Source organism: Chitinasiproducens palmae, assembly GCF_900095735.1.
GTDB classification, from domain to species: Bacteria; Pseudomonadota; Gammaproteobacteria; order Burkholderiales; family Burkholderiaceae; genus Chitinasiproducens; species Chitinasiproducens palmae.
Genome location: NZ_FNLO01000015.1, coordinates 87,287 through 109,519, shown reverse-complemented (window position 1 = coordinate 109,519; position 22,233 = coordinate 87,287). Strand labels below are relative to the sequence as shown.

General features: G+C 66.9%; 18 protein-coding genes. 15 read left to right on the top strand and 3 right to left on the bottom strand.

Annotated elements, in window-relative coordinates:
- Window positions 1-32 precede the first annotated feature (32 nt).
- The 7 genes from BLU54_RS23885 (at window position 33) to BLU54_RS20840 (ending at window position 9,399) form a co-directional block, all read left to right on the top strand.
- The gene (locus BLU54_RS23885; protein WP_235838061.1) at window positions 33-1,784 is read left to right on the top strand and encodes a hydantoinase B/oxoprolinase family protein; all 1,752 of its coding nucleotides are present in this window, start codon (window positions 33-35) and stop codon (window positions 1,782-1,784) included.
- 196 nt (window positions 1,785-1,980) lie between these two features.
- Window positions 1,981-3,138 (top strand): porin, encoded by a 1,158-nt coding sequence (locus tag BLU54_RS20865; protein WP_091912641.1) that lies wholly within the window; start codon window positions 1,981-1,983, stop codon window positions 3,136-3,138.
- 34 nt (window positions 3,139-3,172) lie between these two features.
- Window positions 3,173-5,032: a thiamine pyrophosphate-dependent enzyme gene (locus tag BLU54_RS20860; RefSeq protein ID WP_091912639.1), complete on the top strand. Its 1,860-nt coding sequence runs from the start codon at window positions 3,173-3,175 to the stop codon at window positions 5,030-5,032.
- Window positions 5,033-5,121: 89 nt separating this feature from the next.
- A complete protein-coding gene (locus tag BLU54_RS20855; RefSeq protein ID WP_091912637.1) occupies window positions 5,122-6,483 on the top strand; it encodes a protoporphyrinogen/coproporphyrinogen oxidase in 1,362 nt (453 codons plus the stop codon).
- Between the two features lie 173 nt (window positions 6,484-6,656).
- Window positions 6,657-7,655 carry an ABC transporter substrate-binding protein gene (locus BLU54_RS20850; RefSeq protein WP_091912740.1) on the top strand — a complete coding sequence of 333 codons (999 nt, stop codon included), beginning with the start codon at window positions 6,657-6,659 and terminating at the stop codon, window positions 7,653-7,655.
- A 29-nt stretch (window positions 7,656-7,684) separates the two neighbouring features.
- A complete protein-coding gene (locus BLU54_RS20845) occupies window positions 7,685-8,488 on the top strand; it encodes an ABC transporter ATP-binding protein (protein ID WP_235838060.1) in 804 nt (267 codons plus the stop codon).
- Window positions 8,485-9,399, top strand: coding sequence for an ABC transporter permease (locus tag BLU54_RS20840; protein ID WP_091912635.1), 915 nt, complete (start codon window positions 8,485-8,487; stop codon window positions 9,397-9,399). Before BLU54_RS20845 ends, BLU54_RS20840 begins: the two co-directional genes overlap by 4 nt.
- A 464-nt stretch (window positions 9,400-9,863) precedes the next feature.
- On the opposite strand, the gene BLU54_RS20835 is transcribed toward BLU54_RS20840, so the two are convergent.
- Both BLU54_RS20835 and BLU54_RS20830 read right to left on the bottom strand, forming a co-directional pair.
- A complete protein-coding gene (locus tag BLU54_RS20835) occupies window positions 9,864-10,442 on the bottom strand; it encodes a UbiX family flavin prenyltransferase (RefSeq protein ID WP_091912633.1) in 579 nt (192 codons plus the stop codon).
- On the bottom strand, window positions 10,439-11,782 hold the full coding sequence (locus BLU54_RS20830) for a UbiD family decarboxylase (protein WP_091912630.1): 1,344 nt from the start codon (window positions 11,780-11,782) through the stop codon (window positions 10,439-10,441). The genes BLU54_RS20835 and BLU54_RS20830 overlap by 4 nt, the downstream gene beginning before the upstream one ends.
- Before the next feature lie 295 nt (window positions 11,783-12,077).
- Here BLU54_RS20830 and BLU54_RS20825 point away from each other — a divergent pair, with 295 nt between their 5' ends.
- Together BLU54_RS20825 and BLU54_RS20820 are read left to right on the top strand one after the other, a co-directional pair.
- Entirely contained in the window at window positions 12,078-13,175 is a 1,098-nt protein-coding gene (locus BLU54_RS20825; protein WP_091912627.1) for a helix-turn-helix transcriptional regulator, read from the top strand.
- Between the two features lie 178 nt (window positions 13,176-13,353).
- Window positions 13,354-14,787 (top strand): aldehyde dehydrogenase family protein, encoded by a 1,434-nt coding sequence (locus BLU54_RS20820; RefSeq protein WP_235838059.1) that lies wholly within the window; start codon window positions 13,354-13,356, stop codon window positions 14,785-14,787.
- A gap of 95 nt (window positions 14,788-14,882) precedes the next feature.
- Here BLU54_RS20820 and BLU54_RS20815 read toward each other — a convergent pair whose 3' ends face one another.
- Window positions 14,883-15,647 (bottom strand): meso-2,3-butanediol dehydrogenase, encoded by a 765-nt coding sequence (locus tag BLU54_RS20815; protein WP_091912623.1) that lies wholly within the window; start codon window positions 15,645-15,647, stop codon window positions 14,883-14,885.
- A 323-nt stretch (window positions 15,648-15,970) separates the two neighbouring features.
- Here BLU54_RS20815 and BLU54_RS20810 point away from each other — a divergent pair, with 323 nt between their 5' ends.
- From BLU54_RS20810 to BLU54_RS20785, 6 genes are all read left to right on the top strand, one after another.
- Window positions 15,971-16,870 carry an NAD(P)/FAD-dependent oxidoreductase gene (locus tag BLU54_RS20810; protein ID WP_091912621.1) on the top strand — a complete coding sequence of 300 codons (900 nt, stop codon included), beginning with the start codon at window positions 15,971-15,973 and terminating at the stop codon, window positions 16,868-16,870.
- 218 nt (window positions 16,871-17,088) lie between these two features.
- Window positions 17,089-17,463, top strand: coding sequence for a response regulator (locus tag BLU54_RS20805; protein ID WP_170845251.1), 375 nt, complete (start codon window positions 17,089-17,091; stop codon window positions 17,461-17,463).
- Between the two features lie 1,215 nt (window positions 17,464-18,678).
- Complete coding sequence (locus BLU54_RS20800) at window positions 18,679-18,993, top strand: Flp family type IVb pilin (RefSeq protein WP_268874553.1); 315 nt, start codon at window positions 18,679-18,681, stop codon at window positions 18,991-18,993.
- Window positions 18,994-19,042: 49 nt separating this feature from the next.
- Window positions 19,043-19,540, top strand: coding sequence for an A24 family peptidase (locus tag BLU54_RS20795; RefSeq protein ID WP_091912736.1), 498 nt, complete (start codon window positions 19,043-19,045; stop codon window positions 19,538-19,540).
- A gap of 280 nt (window positions 19,541-19,820) precedes the next feature.
- Window positions 19,821-20,813: a Flp pilus assembly protein CpaB gene (cpaB, locus tag BLU54_RS20790; RefSeq protein ID WP_091912615.1), complete on the top strand. Its 993-nt coding sequence runs from the start codon at window positions 19,821-19,823 to the stop codon at window positions 20,811-20,813.
- On the top strand, window positions 20,810-22,231 hold the full coding sequence (locus BLU54_RS20785) for a type II and III secretion system protein family protein (RefSeq protein WP_091912613.1): 1,422 nt from the start codon (window positions 20,810-20,812) through the stop codon (window positions 22,229-22,231). The genes cpaB and BLU54_RS20785 overlap by 4 nt, the downstream gene beginning before the upstream one ends.
- Window positions 22,232-22,233: the final 2 nt, after the last annotated feature.

Sequence of the window (22,233 nt, the reverse complement as noted above, 5' to 3'; positions counted from 1 at the left end):
TGGCACACGGCACGCGCCTCGACGGCCCGGCCGTGCTGCTCGACGACGAGACGACGATCGTCGTGCCGCCCGCTTTCGACGCGCGGATTCTCAACGGCGGCGATCTGCTGATGAGCCGCCGCGTGCCCGCCGTGGACGATGCGGCGTCACCGGCCGCGCGCGCGGCGCGGCCCTCGCCCGGTGCCGCGCCGCTCGACGCGATCGGCCTACAGATCGTCTGGAGCCGGCTGATTGCAACCGTCGAGGAACAGGCGCGTGTGCTGATGCGCACCGCGTTCAGTCCGACGGTGCGCGAGGCCGGCGACCTGTCGGCCGGTGTGTTCGACGCACGCGGCCGGCTTGTCGCGCAGGCGGTCACCGGCACGCCCGGCCACGTCAATTCGATGGCCGAGGCGGTGCGCCATTTCCTGGTCCGCTTCCCGCTGGACACGCTCGGCGACGGCGACCACTTCATCACGAACGACCCCTGGCTCTCGTCCGGCCACCTGCACGACGTGACGGTGGTGTCGCCCGTCTTCGCGAACGGCCGGCCCATCGCCTTCTTTGCCTGCACCTGCCATCAGGTCGACATCGGCGGGCTCGGGCAGGGGCCCGACGGTCGCTCGGTCTACGAAGAGGGCCTGTTCATCCCGATCATGCGGCTGATGCGCGCCGGCAGCGTCAACCAGGATCTGCTCGACATCGTACGCGCCAATGTCCGTCAGCCCGACCAGGTGGTGGGCGACCTGATGTCCTACGTCACGGCGAATTCCGTCAGCGGCCGGCGGCTGGTCGCCACGCTGCACGAATACGGGATAGCGGATTTCCAGGCGCTGGCCGAGCTCGTCATCGAACGGTCGCGCGTCGCCACGCGCGAGGCGATCCGCGCGCTGCCCGACGGCGTGCATCGCTACGCGATGCAGATCGACGGCTACGACAGACCGGTCGACCTCTGTGCCACGCTGACGATCGACGGGGAGCGCCTGAGCGTGGATTTCGGCGGGTCCTCGCCGGCCAGTCCCCGCGGCATCAATCTCGTGTTGAACTACACCCGCGCGTATTCCGCGTTCGGACTGCGCGCCGCGATTGCGCCGCACGTGCCGAACAATGCCGGCTCACTGGCGCCTTTCGAGATCGACGCGCCACCCGGTTCCATCCTGAACGTGCAGCATCCGTGGCCGGTCAGCGCGCGGCACATCATCGGGCAATTCCTGCCGGACGTCGTGTTCGGCTGTCTTGCCGGCGTGCTGCCCGACCGTGTACCGGCCGAAGGCGCGTCCTGCGTCTGGGGCGCGCAGCTGCGCGGCGGTCCGCAAGTGAGCGCTGCGGTCGGCATGCCCGAACTGACGACCGAATCCTTCGAGACGCTGTTCTTCAACAGCGGCGGCAGCGGCGCGCGTCCGGGCGCCGACGGCCTGTCGGCCACTGCCTTTCCCAGCGGGATCAAGGCGATCTCATGCGAAGTGATCGAGGCCGGCAATCCGATCGTCATCTGGAAAAAGGAGTTGCTGCCGGCTTCCGGCGGCGCCGGCCGCTGGCGCGGCGGTGCCGGCCAACGCATCGAGATCGGCACGATCAACGGCGCGCCGTTTCAGTTCTTCGGCATGTACGACCGCGTCCAGCGCCCGGCACGCGGGCGGGCGGGCGGCGGCGATGGCGCGCCCGGCTGGGTCGGCCTGACCGATGGCACGGCGCTGGCCGCGATGGGCCTGCAGACGGTGCCGGCGCACGCGAGGCTGCGGCTCGACGTGCCTGGCGGCGGCGGTCATGGCGTGCCGCCCGACACGGCCGACCACGACCGATGACCACGGATGGTCGCGTGCAGGCGATGGCGGCGCGCCCTAGGCAAGTCAATTTCAGAAAGAGGAATTCGGTTCTAAGTATTTTGGGCACGTTGCCATAGCCGAGGCGCGTTCTTAGTCTTGCCTCCGGCGCCCCGATACCGCTTCGTGCGCCAGCCCGCCACCCAAAACTATTTCGTTGATCTGATCGAGATCCCTCATGAAAAAGGTCGCCGCCACCCTGGTTGTCGCCGCATTGTCCGCAGCCTGCAACACCGCGAACGCACAGTCCTCTCCGACGTCGAGCAGCGTCACGCTCTACGGTGTGCTGATGGGCGGCGTCATCTACACCAACAACTCGATTTCCGGAAAATCGTATTCGACCGCGAACGGGCCGAGCCGCTGGGGCATGCGCGGCGTCGAGGACCTGGGTGGCGGGCTGCGCTCGATCTTCACGCTGGAGGGCGGTTTCAATCCGAACACCGGCAGCAGTTCGCAGGGCGGACGTGAATTCGGCCGGCAGGCATTCGTCGGCGTGCAGGGCGATCATCTCGGCACGGTCACGTTCGGCCGCCAGTACGACCTGACGCAGGACTGGCTTGCGCAATATTCGACGCCGTACCGCTGGAACGGCTACACGGCGCACGTCGGCGACAACGACAACTTCAACTTCCAGTTCCGCACCAACAACACCGTCAAGTATGTGTCGCCGAGCTTCAGCGGTCTGCAATTCGGTGCGATGTACAGTTTCGGCGGCGTGGCCGGCAGCTTCGGCAACCAGGGTGCCGCGAGCTTTGGTGCAACCTACGCGAACGGCCCGCTGTCGCTGTCGGCCGCCTACATGCGCATGAATCATCCGGCCAGCGCCGCCAGCGAAGGCATCTGGACCACGACGCTGTATCCGTCGGTCAGCGCCAACTCGCCGCTCACCGCCTATGCGGTGACGCCGTCGAGCATGGAGATCTACGGCGCGGGCGGCAGCTACAAGATCGGCGAGACCACGCTCGGGCTGGTGGCCACGCACAGCCGCTACGACGACCTGGGCATCGCCGCGCTCGGACTCAGCCGGGCGCGCGCCGGCTACACCAATATCGAAGGCAACGTCAGCCACTTCTTCACGCCCGCCTACCAGGCCAACTTCGCCTATACCTACACGACGGGCAAGATCGAGCCGACCGGTTTTTCGCCGAAGTATCATCAGTTCAACCTGATCAACAACTACTTCCTGTCGAAGCGGACCGCGCTGTATCTGGTCGGCATCTTCCAGCTCGCCGCGGGTGACGCGCAGCACGCGAACATCGAGTATGCGAGCGGCGGCGGCGCATCGACCACGAAGCGGCAGGTGGCGATCACCGCCGGCATCTTCCACCGCTTCTGATCGCTGCCGCCGCGCGGCAGGCTACGGGAAATCCATGGGCGCACAACACGAGACGACGGCGGGCCGGTCCGGCAAGGGATCGGTGCACACGGCACCATCGCGCAACGGTGCGGACCTGTTCGCGCAGACACTCGTCGACTTCGGCGTGCCGGTCGTGACGATGGTGCCGGGCGAAGGCTTGTTCGACCTGCTCGACGCGCTGGCGCGTCGCGCGCCCGCCATCGAGCTGGTCAGTTTCCGGCACGAAGCCGGCAGCGCCTACGCGGCGCAGGCCATCGGGCAACTCAGCGGTCGCCCCGGCGTCTGCCTCGCCGCGCGCGCACCGGGCGCGCTCAACACCTGTCTGGCCTTGCATACCGCGCACACCGACAGCGCGCCGATGGTGCTCGTGATCGGCCAGGCGACGACCCGGCACGCGGGGCGCGAAGCTTTCCTCGGCGGCAACGATCTGATGCGGGTCTTCGGGCCAATCTCGAAATGGGTCGCCGAGATACCCGAGGCGGCGCAGATTCCCGCCTTCCTCAGCCGAGCTTGGCAACTCGCACTGAGCGGCCGCCGTGGGCCGGTCGTGCTGATCCTGCCGGAGGACGTGGCCGCGCAGCCGCTGACCTTGATCGAGGCGGCCGCGCTGCCGGCGCCGCGTGTATCGCGTGCAGCGCCGGCAGCCGCCGACCTGACCGCGTTGGCACAGCTGCTGTCGAGCGCCCGGCGACCGATGCTGGTCGTCGGCGGCACCGGCTGGGACGACGATGCATTGCTTGCGCTCCAGTCGTTCTGCGTGTCGCGCGGGCTGCCCATCGCGACGACGTATCGCCGCCGTGACCTGGTCGATCACGCACTGCCGGTGTTTTGCGGCGAGATCGGTTTGGGCATCGACCCGGCGCTCGCCGCGCAGATCGACGCCGCCGACCTGTTGCTTGTGCTGAACGCGCGACTTGGCGAACTCAACACGATCGGCGCTGGCGCGTTCGCCGGCTACACACTGCTCGATGCGCCGACACCGCGTCAACGGCTGGTTCACATTCATCCCGATGCAGCCGAGCTGAATGCGGTCTACCGCGCCGAGCTCGCCATTCAGTCCGATGCGAACGTCTTCGTCGCTGCGTGGACCGCGCACGCCGACGCGAACGCGACGGCTCCGCACGAGATCGATCGCGACTGGGTCGCGCGCGGCCGGCTCGCGCGCGATGCGTTGGTGAGCAGTGGCGGGTGCCCGGGGCCGCTCGACCTGCGGGTGGTCTATGCGCAGCTGCAAGAGGCACTCGGCGACGAGGGCCTGCTTACCTCGGGCGCGGGCGGCTACGCGCTCTGGCCGCAGCGCTATCTGCGTCACCGCCGGCCCCGAACCCAACTGGGTCCGAAAAGCGGTGCGATGGGCTATGGCCTGGCCGCTGCGATCGGGGCAGCGCTGCTCGAACGCAGCGAGTGCAACGCGCAGCCGGTCCGTCAGCCGCGCCGCATCGTCGCATTGGCGGGAGACGGCTGCTTCATGATGCACGCGGAGGAGCTGGAGACGGCCGTGCGGCTCGGCCTGTCGCTGCTGGTGTTGGTGCTCAACAATCGCAGCTATGGCGCGATCGACGTCGCGCAGCGCCGGATGCACGGTCGCACGACCGGCACCCGGCTTGGCGCGATCGACTTCGCGCAGTTCGCGCGCAGTTGCGGCGCGTTTGGTGAGACGGTCGCCACCACCGACGCGTTCGGGCCCGCGCTGGCGCGCGCCCTGGCGGTGCACGCCGTGTCGCTGATCGAATTGCGTGTTCCCGACTCGCTCGTCAAGCCGGGCGACGCACAGTCCGCCTCGCCGCCTGCTCCAGTCCCAGTTCCAGTTCCAGTTCCAGTTCCAGTTCCAGTCCCTTCCTCGGCTCCTGCCGGACCGCCCGCCGAACACTGATCGCTCCCCTGCGCTCGGCCGTGCCGCGTTCGCGGCCCTGCCAGTCTTGAAACACGTTTTTTCCTTCCGCTTTGTCGACCGGCTCCGCCATGTCTCTCGAATCTCCTTCCGTGATCGTCGTCGGCGCCGGCATTGCCGGCCTGACTGCCGCGCATCGCCTTCGTCGTGCCGGTTGGCGCGTGACCGTACTCGAGGCGCAAGGCGTCGTCGGCGGGCGCATGGGCGAGCGCCGCGATCATGATGTCGTGTTCAACAGCGGTGCGCGGCTGGTCTATCCGTTTGGCGAACCTTTCCACCGTCTGATCGACGAACTCGGCCTGCGCGGCGCACTGCATCCGCTGCGCGGACTGGGCGCGGACTGCGTCGGCCCCAACGGCGTCCATCGCATCGCCCTGATGCCCGGGCCGCGCGCGCTGGCCACGCCGGGTTTGCGAATGCCCGAGCGTTGGCGGCTGGCGGCATCGGCGCTCGAACTGATGCGCTTGCGCCGGCGCGTAGATCCCGACTGGGCCATCACCGCGCTCGAATACGACGACGTGACGCTGGCCGAGTACGTGCGCTCGCATCTCGGTCCAAATGTGCTGTCGCACATGATCGAACCGATCTTCCGCGCCACCCGCAGCTTCAATCCCGAAACCCTGTCGGCCCTGTTCTACGTGACCACCGCGCCGCATCTGCTCGGCGAGGACACCGTCTACACCTTCGACGGGGGCATGGGACGGGCGTGCCAGGCCTTGGCGGCCGGTCTGGACGACGTGCGGACCGGCGCAAGCGTGCGCCGTATCGCGCGTCGCCCTGCAGCCGAGGGTGCCAGTACCGCCGGCGCCGGGGTGCGCATCGATTTGACGGACGGCACCACGCTGCAGGCGGATCGTGCGGTGTGTGCGGTCGAGGGCGTGCTGGCGCGCGAGCTGATCGACGCGCCAGGCCAGGCCGAGCGCGGCATGCTCGGCGCCGTGCGCTACAACGCGCTGGGCGTGGTCCATTACGGCTTGAACCGGCCGCTGCCGCCCGCGCTGTGTTTCGCGATGCGCGGCATGCCGACACGCATCGCCACCTACCAACAGTTGCCGGCGGCGCCGCAGGCCGGCCGTCCGCTGCCGCAGTTGTACTGCCAGCTCACGCCAGAGGCGGCCGACGAAGCGGTGGCCCGCGGCCGCACGGGCGAGCTGGACAGCCTGATCAGGGATGAGTTGCGCGCGCGCTTGCCGGACTTCGACACGCAGGTCGGCCACGTCGTCAATCAGTGGATCCCACGCAAGCTGCCCGTCTTCTATCCGGGATACGGCCGCCGTGTCGCGCATTTCCAGGCCTGGCAGGCGCAAGCGGATGCGCCAGTCGTCTATTGCGGCGACTGGCTCTCGCAGGCCCTCCTGACCGGCGCCTGCGCGAGCGGCGAGCGCGCCGCGGGCTGGTTGATCGAGCGGCAGCTGCGGCAGCGTCAGAAATAGGCAAAACGGCGCATCTTTTAGCGAAACGGCAGGTGCACGCCCCTGCCTTTTTTTTCGCCCGGGCTTCGATGCTAAAAAAGAGGCAAGGCGCACCGCGGACCGTCACGCAGTGCCGCGACGCAGCGAACGCGGCTGCCGCCGCGCCGCGCCATCACCGGAACTTCGAGAGCGAAATGAAAGCAAAGAGCGTGCGGCGCCGGATCGGCTGCCTGGCAGCGATGCTGGTATTGGCGGGCTGCGGCCTGGCGTCATCCGTACAGGCGCAGACTGTGGTCGGGATCGCCAACCTCGGGCCGCACCCGGCGTTGACCAAGGTGATCGAAGGCTTCAAGGACGAGATGGCGCGCGAAGGCTATCGCGAGGGCAAGGCGGCGAACGACGTCGAATACGCCTACAGCGACGCCAACTTCACCCAGTCGATGATGCCGCAGATGTTCTCGTCGCTGATGTCGAAGCGCCCGAAGGCCATCCTGACGGTCTCGACCTCGGTGTCGCAGGTCGCGCGTTCCGCGGTCACCGACCACGCCGTGCCGCTGATCTTCGCGCTGGTGACGGACCCGGTCGCGGCCGGCCTGGTCAGTGGATGGCAGCACGGCAGCGACCGCTTCGCCGGCGCATCCGACCTGCAGGACTTCGACGCGGTCGTCGCATTCGGCAAGAAGCTGTTCCCCGGCGCGACGTCGTTCGGCACCCTGTACAACCCGGGCGAGGCCAACGATGTCGTGACCACCCGTGAACTCGAGGCCGCGGCGAAGCGCGGCGGCCTTGCGTTCAAGGCGATCAGCGTCGATACGGTCAACGACATCCCACAGCGCGCCCAGTTGCTGAAGGGCGTCGGTTTCGTCTACATCACCGGCTCGAACCTGGTGCAGTCGGCGATGCCCAGCGTGGCCGCTACGATGCAGCGGCTCCGGGTGCCCATCCTGAGTTCCGAAACCGAGGCGATCAAGACCGGGCTCGCCACGGCTTCCTATGCGGTGTCCCTGCAGTCGGTGGGCGCCAACTCGGCAAGGATCATGGTACGCGCGCTGCGCGGCGAGAAGACGTCGGCGTTGCCGGTCGTCAAGCCGTCGTCCTCCGACTACGTGACGTCGATCAGCAAGACCCAGTTCTCGAAACTCGGTCTGACCATCCCGTCCGCCTTCAGCGATTGCAAATGCTTCGTCAACTGAAACAACGGCATCTGAGCTCCGTCAACGCCATGCGTGAAACCTATATTCCGATGCTGTCCGTCGAAGGCGTCAGCAAGACCTTCCACGCGGGCACCGTCGACGAGCGCATCGCGTTGACCGACGTGTCGCTCAAGCTGGCGGCCGGCGACTTCGCGGTCGTGGTCGGAGGCAACGGCGCGGGCAAGTCCACCTTCCTCAACATGCTTGCCGGCGAAGTCACGCCCGACAGCGGGGTGATCGCGATCGACGGCCGTGACGTCACGCCGCTGCCGACGCACCGTCGCGCGCAGCACATCGCACGCGTGTTCCAGGATCCGTCGATCGGCACCGCCGCCGCGCTGAGTCTGGAGGAAAACCTGGCCGTCGCGCACCGGCGCGGCGCCAAACGCGGTTTCTCGCTGGGTCTGACGACGGCCTTGTCCGGCGAGTTCCGCGACCGCATTGCGTCCTTCGACCTCGGTCTCGAAAAGCGGCTGAAGGCGAAGGCGTCGCTGCTCTCGGGCGGGCAGCGCCAGGCGCTGTCGCTGCTGATGGCGGTGCTGCAGCGGCCGCAGTTGCTGCTGCTCGACGAGCATACGGCGGCGCTCGATCCCCGCACCGCCGAGATCGTGATGCGCGTCACCCATCAGGTGGTCACCGAGTCCCGGCTGACGACGCTGATGGTCACGCACAACATGCAACACGCGCTCGACTATGGCAACCGCCTCGTCATGATGCGCGACGGTCGGGTGGTCGGCGACCTGAGCGGCGACGCGAAGCGCGCGATGACGATGGAAAAGCTGATGGCCACTTTCAACGAGACGCCCGACGCGGCGATGACGGTGAACGCATGAACGTGATTTCAGGATTCATCGACCTGGTGCCGGTCGGCCTGCTCCAGGGACTGACCTATGCGTTGATCGCGATCGCGATCATGATTCCGTTCCGCATCCTCAACTTCGCCGACATGACCGGCGAGGGCGCGTTTCCGTTCGGTGCCTGCGTCTGCGCGAAACTGCTGATGCTGGGTCTGGATCCGGTCAGCGCGTTGCTGGGCGGCGCGTTCGCCGGGTTTCTGGCCGGGGTGCTGACCGGCTATATCCACGAGAAGGCGAAGATCAACACGCTGCTGTGCGGGATTCTGGTGCTGTCGATGCTGTATTCGGTCGACATCCGCGTGATGGGCCAGCCGAACGCGGCTCTGTTCAGCTACAAGAGCATCTTCTCGGCGCTGCCGGGCGACGGCAGCGGCTATCTGCCGCGCATCGCGATGCTGGGTCTGATCGACGTGGCGATCGCGGCGCTGGTGCTGTGGTTCCTGCGGACCGAACACGGCCTTGCGATGCGGGCGATCGGTTCCAGTCCGTCGATGGCGAAGGCGCAGGGCATCAACGTGAAGGTCTACACGCTGGTGGGGCTGGGTCTGGCCAATCTGTTCGCCGCGATGGGCGGCGCGATGCTCGCGCAGAACCAGGGCTTTGCCGACGTCAACATGGGCTTTGGCGTGTTGGTGAATGGCCTCGCGGCATTGCTGTTGGGCGAGGCCGTCATCGGCAACCGCACGATGACGCGGCAGGTGCTGGCGCCGGTGCTGGGTTCGCTGATCTACTTCCAGTTGATATCGCTGGTGCTGGCGTTCGGCTTCCAGCCGTCCGATCTGAAGCTGGTCACCGCGGTCTTCGTGCTCGTCACGCTGTTGTCGATGGCAACCCGGAAGAAGCGCGCGCCGGCTGCGCGACGCCAACTGGCGGTCGCAAAGCGCTGAGCGCGGACGCCGCGACGAACGCTGCGCTGCGCGACGCCCTGCGAGCCGCACCGACGTAGTGGTGCGCGGGGCGCGGTCTCCGGCCTGACTGAAACGCATTGTCGAGTTGGCGCACCGCGCCGCGCGGTCGCCCGCTCACCGTCGACAGCCGCGCTTGGATGGCATACCGCTGCGTGCAGCCGTGTGCCATCTTGCGTTGCATCGCGAGGCGGCTCGACGTGCGCCACGGGAACGCTCCACTCGACGCAAGCATGCTGGCGGCGTGTCTGCATTGGGCAGTGCCAGGCTGTAGATGCGGGATGAAAGTGTTTTGGCGTGTGCGCAGCTGGCTTTGCCGCGTGGGGCAGGGTTGGCGCGGCGAGTCAAGCGAGCGTCACCGCGAAGCCCGGCGCTCCGTCACCCGCAACGCTCGGTCAGCACGCTCAATCAGCACGCTCAGTAAGCATGCTCAGTCGGCGCGACGCTCAGCCACGCTCGCCGCCGATGCCACGCCAGCGTGCGTAGCTGGCTTCGTCGCTGCAGCCCAGTTGGTCGAGCACGCGCTGCGCCGTGTAGTCGACCAGTGCGGCGATATCGGTGGGCTTCGCATAGAACGCCGGCAGCGGCGGCATCACCACGCCGCCCATTTGCGTGACACGCGTCATGTTGTCGAGATGGGCCAGCGTCAGCGGCGTTTCCCGGGCGAGCAGGATCAACCGCCGGCGTTCCTTCAGCGTCACGTCAGCCGCGCGCGTGACCAGGTTGTCGTCCAGGCCGTGGGCGATTGCCGCGAGCGTCTTCATCGAACATGGAGCGATCACCATGCCGTCGTGCCGGAACGAACCGCTCGCGATCGATGCGCCGATTGCCTGGTGCTCGTGCAGCACGTCGGCCGCTCGTGCGAGCGCGGCGCGTCCGTTGCCGGTTTCGTCGTGCAACGTCAGCCAGCCGGCGCGCGACACGACGGCATGGGTTTCGACCTGCCGTTCGCGCAGCAGTGCCAGGATGCGCAGACCATAGATCGCGCCGGTGGCACCGGTGATCGCGACGACGATCCGCTTCATCGCAGGCCGCCGTGCTGCAGCTCCGGCACGTAGTCGGCCAGCGACAGCGTGTCCACGCCGGGAATGGTCTTGCGCTCGAATTCGCGTTCGCGTCCCCACGGCATGGTGGCATCGATCGCAAGCCGGCCCCAGTGATCCTTGTGTGCGTCGCGGTAGAAGCCGGGTACGTCGTGCAGCACCATGGTCCGGGTGTCCGCGCGTCCACGCGTCAGAAACGCCCAGATCACCTCGTCGAGGCTGTAGATGTCCACGTCCTTGTCGACCACCATCACCAGCTTGTTGTAATCGAGGTGCGAGCCGAGCGCCGCGAGCAGTGCATGCTGCGCGTGACCGTCGTACTGTTTGTCGATCTTGATGATCGTGTTCATCACCGTCGGCTGGCACGAGACATCCAGAACGCCGCGCACCTGCGCCGACACCGCCTTGAAGATGCGAGCGGCGGTGGCGGCTTCGAGCGGGCGCAGATCCTCGTCCGAGCCGCAGATCAGGCCGTGGAAGACGGCGCCCTCGCGCCAGCCGACATGAGTGATCTCGAAAACGTGGTTGTCGCCGACCTCGACGTAGTAGCCCATGAACTCCCCGAACGGTCCCTCGGGACGCCGCACGTTCGGCGCGATCCGTCCCTCGATGACGATCTCGGCGCTGGCGGGAATGTCGAGATCGATCGTGTGGGCGCGTCGCATCGCGATCGGACCGCCGCGCATGGCGGCGGCCAGCGCGATCTCGTCGCCCTCGGGCGGCAGGGAAACGCACGCCGCCATGAAGAGTTCGGGCGCCGCGCCGATCAGGATCGCCGCCTCCAGCGCTTCGCCGCGTGCTTCCGCGCGTTGCTGGTAGCGTGCGAGGTCGTGGCTGCTGCCCAGCCGGATGCGCAGTTCCGTGTCGGAGATCACCATCGAGCGGTGAAACGACAGGTTCGGCACGCCGCTGTCCGGATCGCGCGCGACGAAGATGCCGGACGTGATGTACGGTGCGCCGTCGCGTTCGTGATACGTCAGGATCGGCAGATCGGACAGCGCGCCGCTCACCCAGTCCGCCGGGGTCTCGACGCGCTCGGTGGCTTGCTCCAGCGTGGCGGCAATGCCGATCTCGCGGTCCAACCGCGCGCAGAACGTCTCGTCGACGCCGCAGCGGATGATCTCGCGCAGGCGCTGGTGATCGCTGTACACGTTGAGCAGCACCGGCATGTCGTAGCCGCGCACGTTCTCGAACAGGACGGGTTTGCGTGTCTCGCGCTGCAGGCGGCGCGCGACCGCTGCGGCTTCGTGCTGCGCCGCAACCTCGCGGGTGACGGTGATCAGTTCGCCGCGGGCGCGCAGCCGGTTCAGGTAGTGTCTCATTACAGGATTCCAGGACGCCGGTGGCGCGGTCGCACAGCGAACCGCGAGGCCCGCCGGCGTCGTCGACGAAGGGCATGCAGTGCCGTCAGATATACCGCCGCCCGCCGCCCGCCGTCCTCGCAAAGCCGCCCAGAAGATAGGGAAGCGGGTTTCTTTTTTCGGGTGGCTCCGAATAATGGCGCGGCCCGCTCGGCACCTATAATCGGGCGCAGTGCCGTGCGGGCGAACGCCGGCCCCGGGTCGCGGCACGCCGCGGCATCCAGTGCAGCCACTCCAGCCGATGAGGTGATCCGTCATGGCGCAAGCTGTTTCGACCGGCCTTTTCCGTACCGCGCTCGCCGGCCCCTTCGCCCGCATGAGCGAAGCGTTCCACCAGCTTCGCACACGGCCCGATTGCGTCAGCGCGGCGGACTTCGGGCTCTACGGCGCGGTGGTGCCGGTACCCGGCGATGCGGAGGAAGGCAGTTGGAAGATGGTCAGCATTCGCGACGACATTTTCGTCGTGGTCTCCGACTGCAACTACGCGCGCAGCCGCTGTGAAAACGTCCTGCCGGAAAGCTTCGTCGAGTTCCACTTTGCCGTGGCCGGGCCGGCCAGCGTCGACTTTTCGGACACGGGCCACATGCATGTCGGCTCGCCGGCCTTGCTCGTCTGCCAGCAGGGCAGTGATGTCCGCTACCAGGTGACGTGCGGACCGGGCCCGTGGCGGTCGGTGAGTTTCTATGTCACCCAGCGCTACATCAATCGCATGCTCCGCACCATGGGCGACGAGACGGCCGGTTTGCGGGACGAACTGGCCGAGGTCGGGGGCGACCAGATCTTTCACCGGCAGATGCCGCTGAGCGTGGATGCATTGCACGTTGTCGATCAGCTGCTGTCCAGCCGCTTTCAGGGCGCGCGCGAATTGTTCTACGTCGAGGGAAAATGCGTCGAACTACTGTGCGTCAGCATCGAGATGTGGCTTGCGCACCGGGCTGCCGACAAGCCGGGCGAGACGCTGTCTTCGCGAGACTTGCGCCTGATCGAGAAGGCGCGCGAACTGATCGTCGCCGATCTGCAGCAGACGCCGACGATTCCGGCTTTGGCGCGCGCCGTCGGGACCAATGCTTCCAAGTTGAAGCGCGGCTTCAAATTCCTGTTCGGCATGACCATCTTCGAATACGGGCAGCGCTGCAGAATGAACCACGCGCTGAAACTGCTGGTCGATGAACGCCTGCCGGTCGGGCAGGTGGCGCTGGCCGTCGGCTACCAGCACCAGACGAGCTTTACCGCATCGTTTCGGGATTATTTCGGTTTCTCGCCAAAGGATGCGCGCCGGCTTGCCAGCCCGATCGCGGGTGCGGCGGCCACCGTCGCGACGTCGCCGGCCGCGACGACGCGCACGCTGCCGTAGCCAGTGCCGTCGAGCGTATTGCAATGCGCTCTTTGATTTAGGATTTCGGCTGGATCGCACGACGTCCGCTGTTTTGCGAAAAACGGCGCTGATAGCATCGCCTCACCGATGGCCCCGCCGCGCACGACGCGCAGCCGGCCATGTGTTTGTGGAACGGACGAGGCGAACAATGACGTCGATGGCAGTACGAAACCCGCGGACCGGGGAGCAGGATTATCGTTTCGAGGCAGCCAGCGCGGAACAGGTGCGTGAAGTGGTCGGCGCGGCGCGGCGCGCGCAGCGGACATGGGCCGCTGGCGGCATCGAGCACCGCAACCGCGCCTTGCTGGCATGGGCCGATCAGTTGGAAAAGCACGGCGCGGACATCGTCGACGCGTTGAGCGTCGACACCGGACGCCAGCGCATCTCGCACGAGGAACTCGGCGCGATCGTGCATTTCCTGCATGGCTTCTGCGCGGCGGCCCCGGACGTACTGGCGACGCCTTTCCGCAAGCTGCCGGATCATCCGGATGTTGTCTTCAAGGTGACGTACGTCCCGTACGGCGTCGTCGGCGTCATCAGCCCCTGGAATTTCCCGCTGGTGCTGTCGTTCATCGACGCGATCCCAGCGCTGGTAGCCGGCGCCGCGGTGGTGATCAAGCCGAGCGAAGTCACGCCGCGTTTCGTCGAGCCGCTGCGGCGCTCGTTGGCTGCCGTGCCGGAATTGGCCGGCATCGTCAACCTCGTGCAGGGTGGCGCGGAAACCGGACAGGCCGTGGTGGCGGCGTCGGACGCGGTGGTCTTCACCGGCAGCGTGCCGACTGGACGGAAGATCGCGGTGGCGGCGGCACAGGCCTTCATTCCGGCGTTTCTCGAACTGGGCGGCAAGGACGCCGCGGTGGTGCTTGCCGGTTCGGATGTGGCGCGCGCCGCAACCAGCATTCTCCGCAGCGCGCTCTACAACTCCGGGCAGGTCTGTTACGCGATAGAACGCGTGTACGCGCATGCCTCGCTCTACGACGCGTTGGTGGCCGAACTGGTGTCGCAGGCCTCGACCCTGCGTCGCAGCGTTGCCGCGGGTGACGGTGGCCATTACGGCCCGATGATCTTCGACCGACAGGGCGCGATCATCGACGCGCAACTCGACGACGCGGTCGCCAAGGGCGCGAAGATCGTGCTGGGCGGCAACAGCGAAGTGCGTGACGGCGCGGTGTGGGTCGATCCCACCATCGTGACGGAGGTGGATCACTCGATGACGTTGATGACCGAGGAGACGTTCGGCCCGGTGGTACCGGTGATGCGCTTCACCGATGACGACGAGGCCGAACGGCTGATGAACGACAGCATCTTCGGGCTGAGCGGCGCGGTGTTCGGTCCCGACACGCACACCGCCGGTGATTTCGCGACGCGCATGGAGGCGGGCGGTGTCAGCATCAACGACACCGAGCTGCCGCGCGTGATGATGTTCGACGGCGAGAAGACCGCGTTCAAGCAGTCGGGCATGGGCGGATCGCGCTACGGAGCGACGAGCATCATGCGTTACGTGCGCAAGCGTGCGTTGCTGGCCAACGAGGGCGCCGTGCCGCCGCTCGACAAACTGTCCGAAACGGCCGAGTACGCGCCTGCCCATTGAGCCGCGTCTCGGCATGAGGCGCCGCGCCTGCACGGTGGGCCGGCATGCTTGCCTGCCGCGTCACGGCTGTTCCGCTCTCGTTCCGGCCCGTGCCATCAGGCCTGTTTCGGCTGGCCGTTCGAGGCGGTGAGGCCGCCGTCGACGGGCAGGTTCACGCCGGTCACGAAACGCGCGTCGTCGCTGGCGAGAAATGCGATGACCGAGGCGATGTCGTCGGGCTGGGCCGCGCGTCCCAGTGGGATGCGTTCCTCGAAACGCGCCATCAAGGCCTTGTCGTCCAGCATGTCCTGCGTCAGATCGGTGATCGTGAGGCTGGGGCAGACCGCATTGACGCGCACGCCGTCCCGGCCGTGATCCATCGCGAGCGAACGCGTGAAGTTGGTGACGGCACCCTTCGCTGCATTGTAGAAACTCATGCCCCAATCGCCGCCCAGGCCGGACACCGAGGACACATTGATGATGTTCCCCCGGCTCGCGATCAGGTGTCGGATCGCCGCGCGGGTGCAGTAGAACACGCCGTCCAGGTCGGACGACATCACGCTGCGCCAGTCCTCGACACTGGCTTCGTCGATGCGGCCCGTCGGCGCCACGCCAGCATTGTTGACCAGCACATCGACGTGTCCGAACCGGCTCACCGTGGCCGCGATCATCGTCTCGACCTGCGCCAGTTGCGATACGTCGGCGTCGTGCACCAATGTGCGCTCGGACGGCAGGTCTGCCGCCACCCGCTCCAGCTTGTCGCGGGTTCGTCCGACGAGCACGACTGCGGCGCCTTCCGCCGAGAACCGCCGCGCGCTGGCCTCGCCGATACCCGATCCAGCGCCGGTGACGATGATGACCTTGTTGTCAAAACGGTTCATTCGATGTGCTCCTGTGTGATGTCGGTGCGCGTCCCCGCCTGCCACGCGGGGCAATGCGCGTGTGTCGATGCAAGTCCGTCGGCGCCGCGGTCGTCGCGTTCGCCTGGCCCGCGCCAAGCACCTGCCGCAAGCGCCGTGCCGTCGCGGGAACGGCCCTTGCACGATCGGGCAGTGCAAAAAACGCGACGGCCCTGTTCGCACGTCGGATTACGCACTACGCACTACGCACTTCGCACTTCGCACTTCGCACTTCGCGATGACGCCAGGTCTTCTCGCCGAACAGGCGTTGCCAAGCCCATCTCAGACAGCGGGGAAGCACGACGATGGAACAACGATTCGACGTCGCCGTGATCGGCGGCGGCCCCGCCGGTCTGATCGGCGCGCTCGACCTTGCACGGCTTCGGCGACGTGTGATCCTGTTCGACGGCGGCCGCCCGCGCGCGGCGATGATTCCGGTGTCTCACAACTACCCCGGCGCGCTCGAGGGCATGCCCGGCACGCGATTGCTAGGCACGCTGCGCGAGCAGCTCGGGCGTTACGCGGTCGAGACAGTCCACGCCGCCGTTGAGCGGCTCGACACACGCGAGGACGGCGATGTCGAGGTGCGCTGGTCGGGCGGTGCGCTTGCGGTGCCTGCGGTCCTGCTGGCGACCGGCGCCGCGGATATCGAGCCAGAGATGCCCCATCTTGCCGAGGCGCGGCGAAGCGGGCACCTGCGGTACTGTCCGGTCTGCGATGGCTACGAGGTCATCGACCAGCGCGTTGGCGTGATCGTGGCGGACGACGCAGGTCTGGGCGAAGTGTCGTACTTGCGTCAATTCACCGCATCGCTGACCGTTTTGCTGGTACACGGGCATCGCATCAGCGAGGCGGCCCGGCGCAGCCTGCGCGAAACGGGGACGCCGTGTTTCGATACCGTGACGCAAGCCATCCGGGCCGAGGGCGCGGAGGTCATCGTGCCGCATGCGGGTGGTGAATTCCGATGCGATTCCCTGTACTGCGCGCTTGGCATGCGCGTTCACTCAGGCCTCGCCACCGCGCTCGGTGCGACGGCGGACGCCGCCGGCTACCTCGAGATCGATCCGCATCACCGCACCGGCATCCCCGGCCTGTACGCAGCGGGCGATGTCGCGCAGGGCCTGAACCAGATCACGGTAGCGTTCGGCGGCGCGGCGATTGCAGCGTCCGCGATCCATCTCGACCTCCGAGCCCGGGGCCGGTGAACGACTTGGCAGGCCTTTTGCGGATTAATGACGCGCCGCCTGCCTGGGGACAGCCCTATGCTCGCCTTCCCTGAGACGACGCCGGATCCGCCGCGATGCGACAATAGCGGTCAGCCAACCACACAGAATCGAGATTGGAGCGCGGATGCCGATCGCCCGATTGACGCATCCGAAAAGGTTTAATGGATTCTTATCCGAATTTACAAGATGTAACCCTATTGATCGTCGAAGATGACGATTCGACACGCGATGCGCTGGGCGCCGTGTTCGAAACGGCTGGCATGCAGCCTTTGTTCGCCAGCGATGCGGAGGACGGCATTCTGCTGGCCGAGTCGGCGTCCCCAGACGCCGTGATATGCGACATCGGTTTGCCGGGCATGGACGGCTATTACTTCGTCCAGCGCTTGCGCGATCACGAATTGCGCAACGGCTTGATGCCTTCGGTAGCGATTGCGTTGACCGGCGCAGTCAGCGATGTCGCGCGCTTGCGCAGCATGGCGGAGGGCTTCGACCACTTCGTCGAGAAGCCGGTGCGGCCGGAAGACCTGCTCGGCTTGCTGTCGCACGGTCTCCGCAAGCGTCGCGCCGGCTGATCCGCCGTTCGTGAGGGCGGCGGGGCGGCAGGGCGGCAGGAACCAGTCATGCCTGGTTTGACCCGCTCGACCGGGACATCTCGAACGCCGCGCGGCTACCAACCGTGCCGTGGCGCCTGGGCGGCGTCGCCCACTGCCTTGCGCTTCGGTTGAGCCGGAGCGACATGGCTGCGGCATAGCGCCCCCCTTCTTGCCCGAACGCTCTCGTCACATCCTGGGACGGGGCGCGGTGGCGACAGCGGCTGCCCACATCGGTGCCAGCGCAAGTACGACTGCCATTGCGATGAGCAGTGCCAAGATCATGGCGGCGCCCATCGTGATTCGTATCGTTCGCTCGCCCCAGACCATGGTCGCGGCCGGCGCTGCGCACCCCTTCGCGCCAGGCACGCGCCGCGTTCCGTTTCGAGACAGTGTTCGCGCCATGTCGTGCTCCCTCGCGTGCTCCTACGCGTACCACTTGACGTGCTACCGAGCCGTCCTGTTGTGCCGATCGACCAACACGCTTGCCTCCGCGCTTGCCCGACAGCTCGAAGCCGGTCCCCGTTACCACTTACCGCTTACCGCTTACCGCTTACCGCTTGCCGTTTACCGATAGCAGCGTGCTGCCGGCCGCTGCCTGCCAATTCCACTCCGCGATCGCCGATGCACGGTTTCGGCATCGTGAGCTCTGACATCGCACCGCTGCCGACCACTTGAGCCGATCCGGGCATCGCCGTTTGCTTTCCGACGCATTCCTGTCGTCGCCGCGATTCGGACGCAATGCGCGCACGGTTTCGATTAATCTCAAACCGATGCGGCCATTTAGTATCGCTTCGATTGGGATCGCGCATTCCACGCGGAACTTGATTTAAGTAAGCAATATCTGATTGGTTTATGGAGCCGTGTTACTGGATGTTACGTTGAAACCGAACTTTATGTAACGTGACCGCCGCCACACGTTGCTTTTCGAGCGCATGAATCAAACGGTCGTTTGGAGAGGCGTCTCTATGGACCGTCGACAATCGCCGGCGTGGCACTTGTAGCCGGCTCGAATATTTATTAACGTGCTGAAAAATAAGGATATTAAGTTTCAGAACAATCCTTTTTCGAAGGAGGAGCAAGGGTTTTCACTGAGAGGGAACAGGTGGGCTGGCGCGCCGACAAGCTTCTCCGAGTCTTTTTTGAAGCTTGTTTGTAATCATCCGATGATGTCCAATTCAACTCATCCGAACCGGAATGGCGCGGCAAAGACTTGGCCCGGACGGCTCCGATGTCTTGAAATGGTGGCGCTGCGGCATAACAGCAGTGCGTCTCAACATTAAGAGGTATGGCATGCAAAGCAGACTCTCCGTTAAAACCTTCCGTTCGACCGTGGGCCGATTTATCGCCGATGAAACCGGTGCGACCGCAATCGAATATGGGCTGATCGCGGGCTTCGTATCGGTGGCCATCATCGGTGCGCTCGGCACGATCTCCACCAGTCTCACGAGCATTTTCGATGGCATCAGCACGGCGTTGGGCAACGGCGCCGCAAAGGTGCCCAAGACCTGACCGAGGCACCGTCGCTCGCCAGCATGCATTGGCCGATCGCCCGCCGCGCATGAATGCCCTGGTGCTGCTGATCGTATGCGTCCCATTCGTCGCCTATGACCTGATTGCGCGGCGTGTACCGAATCGGCTGGTGCTGATCGTGGCGCTTGCGCAAGGCGTGCTGTTGTCGCTGGGGCGGGTGCCGCCTGGCTGGGGTGCGGCGCTGGCAGGATTCAGCGCGGCGGCGGCCTTGATGCTGCCGCTGTACGCGGTTCGCCTGCTCGGCGCGGGGGACGTCAAGTTCGCCGCGCTGTTGGGCCTGCTGATCGGGCCGGTGCCGCTGCTGGTGGCATGGCTGCTTGCCAACCTGGCTGCCGGTGCGCATGCACTGCTGCATTACGCCAGTGCGCGATACGGCACGGTGGGATGGCTGGGCGCCAGTCTCGGCCAACGGCAGTGGTGGCATCGGGTGCAGTCCGCCCGGCAGGGGCGGGAAGGTATTCCTTACGCGGCGTATATGGCGTTGGCCGCCTGCGTCGCGGTGCGATACCTCCCGCTCGCGAGCTGAGCGTCGTTTCGAAGGTGCAACACAGGGCTTGGCAAGGCGCGCCCATCCGCCCGGAGGATGAGCGCGGCAACGAGGCGGCAACGAGGCGGCAACGAGGCGGCAACGAGGCGGCAACGAGGCGGTCGACGCGTCGGCGACACAACCGAAGCGTGCGTCGATGTCGGACGGGGAAACACATGCTTGAAGCGAATCGGTCCATCCGGGACAAGCTGCATCGCAACGACCGTCACTTGCCGAAGCGCGGATTTGGCTGGCTGACGCCGCAGGTGGAGACACCGCAATGAACGCGGGCGTTCGTATCGTCGCCGCGCTGCTCATCTTCGTCGCGCTGGTGCTTGCGGTGCTCGCCTTTGTCGTGGGGCGGCGGCAACCGACGCCGGTGCCAGTCGCCTCGGCCAGCCCGGCTTCGCCCGTGTTCGCGGTCGTCGTGGCTGCGCGGTCGCTACCGGCCGGCGTGCCGCTGAAAGCCGAGCAACTGCGCCGTATCGACATGTCCGCCAAGCCGGAAGGCAGCTACGCGAGCATCGCCGCATTGGTGGGGCGAACGCCGCGCAGCCCGGTTGCCGCAGGCATGCCGTTGACCGACGCCGGCCTGGAGGCGGCCCTGCCGTCGCTTTTGGCGGCCGGCGAGCGCGCCATTGCGGTGCCTGTCGACGCAACGGTCGGCGTGGGGCATGCCATTGCACCGGGCGATACGGTCGACATTTTCTTCACCCTGCACGGCCGCAATGCCGTGCGTGCCGACGAGGCCGAGCGCACGCAAGCGCGCCTGCTATTGGCACGGATACGCGTGCTGAGCTACGGCAGCCGGGCACTCGGCACGGCCGGGCAGATCAACCCCAACGCGTTGCAACGCGAAACCCAAAACGACCTACGAGGCGACGTACGAAGCGACGTACGAGGCGCTGCGCGTACGGCGGTGCTCGCGGTGCCCGTCGCCGACGTCAACCGCCTGCTGCTTGCGATGCAGACCGGCAAGCTGGTGTTCGCGCTGCGCGATCCGCGCGACGACGGCGTACCGGAGCCGGCCCTCTTCGTGGCGCCGGCCGCTGCACTGCCCGTCCGTGCCGATCTTTCCGCCGCCGAGCGCGCGACGCTGGCGGCGCCGGAGAACCGGGCGTTCGCCGGCCTGGATTCCAACGGGCTGGCCGGCGCACTGGGCGCCGCGGTGCCGGTGCGGCGCAGCGCCAGACCGCGCGCGGTCGCCGCGCGCACGGGTTACGTCGAAGTCATACGCGGGACAAGCGTGTCGCGCCAGGCGGTTGTGCAATGAGACATACCTTGGGCGTCTATGCCTTGTGCCAAGTCGCGCGGCACGTCCTGTCCTGCCTGCCGCCACGCGTTGCGAAGGCGGCCTGGCTCTGGCGCGGCATCGTTCTGTGCGGGGCGACCGCTGGCGCATTGCCTGCCGTGGCCCAGGTGCCGCCCCTGCCGCCCGCACTGCTCGATCGCGGGTCCCTCGCACGCTCGCTCGCACTGTCGGTCGACGAACAGCGCATGGTGCCGGCGCCGGATCTCGAACGGGTGGCGATCGGCGATCCCGATGTGGCGGATGTGGTGCCCGTGCGCGGCGGCTTGCTGGTGATCGCAAAGAAGCCCGGGACCACGACACTGTCCGTCTGGCGCAACGGCCAGCGTGAGACGCGGCAGACCGTTCGCGTCCGCAGCGCGCTGGCCGATGCGCTGCTGCCCGCGTCCGGCCCTCGGCTCGAGGTCTACGGCGACACGGCGCTGCTGTCGGGGCAGGCCGGTTCGTCGCTCGATCACGAAGCGGCCGTTGCGGTCGCGGCACGCTCCGCGGCCCGCGTCGTCGATCGGTCAGTGGTGACGCCCTCCGGCGTCGTGCAAGTCGACGTGAAGGTGGTCGAGTTCAGCCGGCGGGTGCTCAAGGAGGCTGGCTTCAATCTGTTCACCAGCCGGGCCAACGGCTTCGGGTTCGGTGTTTTCAATCCGAACGGTGTCGCCAGCTATGCGGCAGGCACCGGTCTGTCCTTTGGCGACACGGTGGGCACCGGGATGTCCAGCGCCTTCAACCTGGTCGCCGGCCCGTTCGGCAACGGGCTGTTCGGCAACCTGAGCCTGCTCGAATCGAACGGCATGGCGCGGGTGCTCGCGGAGCCGTCGTTGGTGGCATTGTCCGGTCAGTCGGCGAGCTTCCTTGCCGGCGGCGAATTGCCGATTCCGGAAGCGGGCGGGCTGGGCACCACGACGATCACGTACAAATCGTTCGGCGTCGGATTGACGGTGACGCCTACGGTGCTGGGTCCCACGCGCATCGCGTTGAAGGTTGCGCCCGAAGCGAGCGATCTCGATTTCAATCGCGCGCTGGTGCTCAACGGCGTGGCGGTCCCGGCGATCACCACGCGGCGCGCGGATACGACGGTGGAACTTGGCGACGGCGAGAGCTTCGTGATCGGCGGCCTCGTGTCTCGCACCACCACGTCCAGCCTCGACAAGGTGCCGCTGCTGGGCGACTTGCCGATCATCGGCACGTTCTTCAAGCGGCTGAGCTATCAGCAGGACGACAAGGAACTGGTGATCGTGGTGACGCCGCACCTCGTACGCCCGATCGCGCGCGGCGTCGCGCTGGCGCTGCCGGGCCAGGCGCGCGACGCGGCGGACCAGCCGGTATGGGGCAGCTATCTCGGCGGCGCGACGGCCGACAACGAATTGCCCGGCTTCAGCCGCTGATC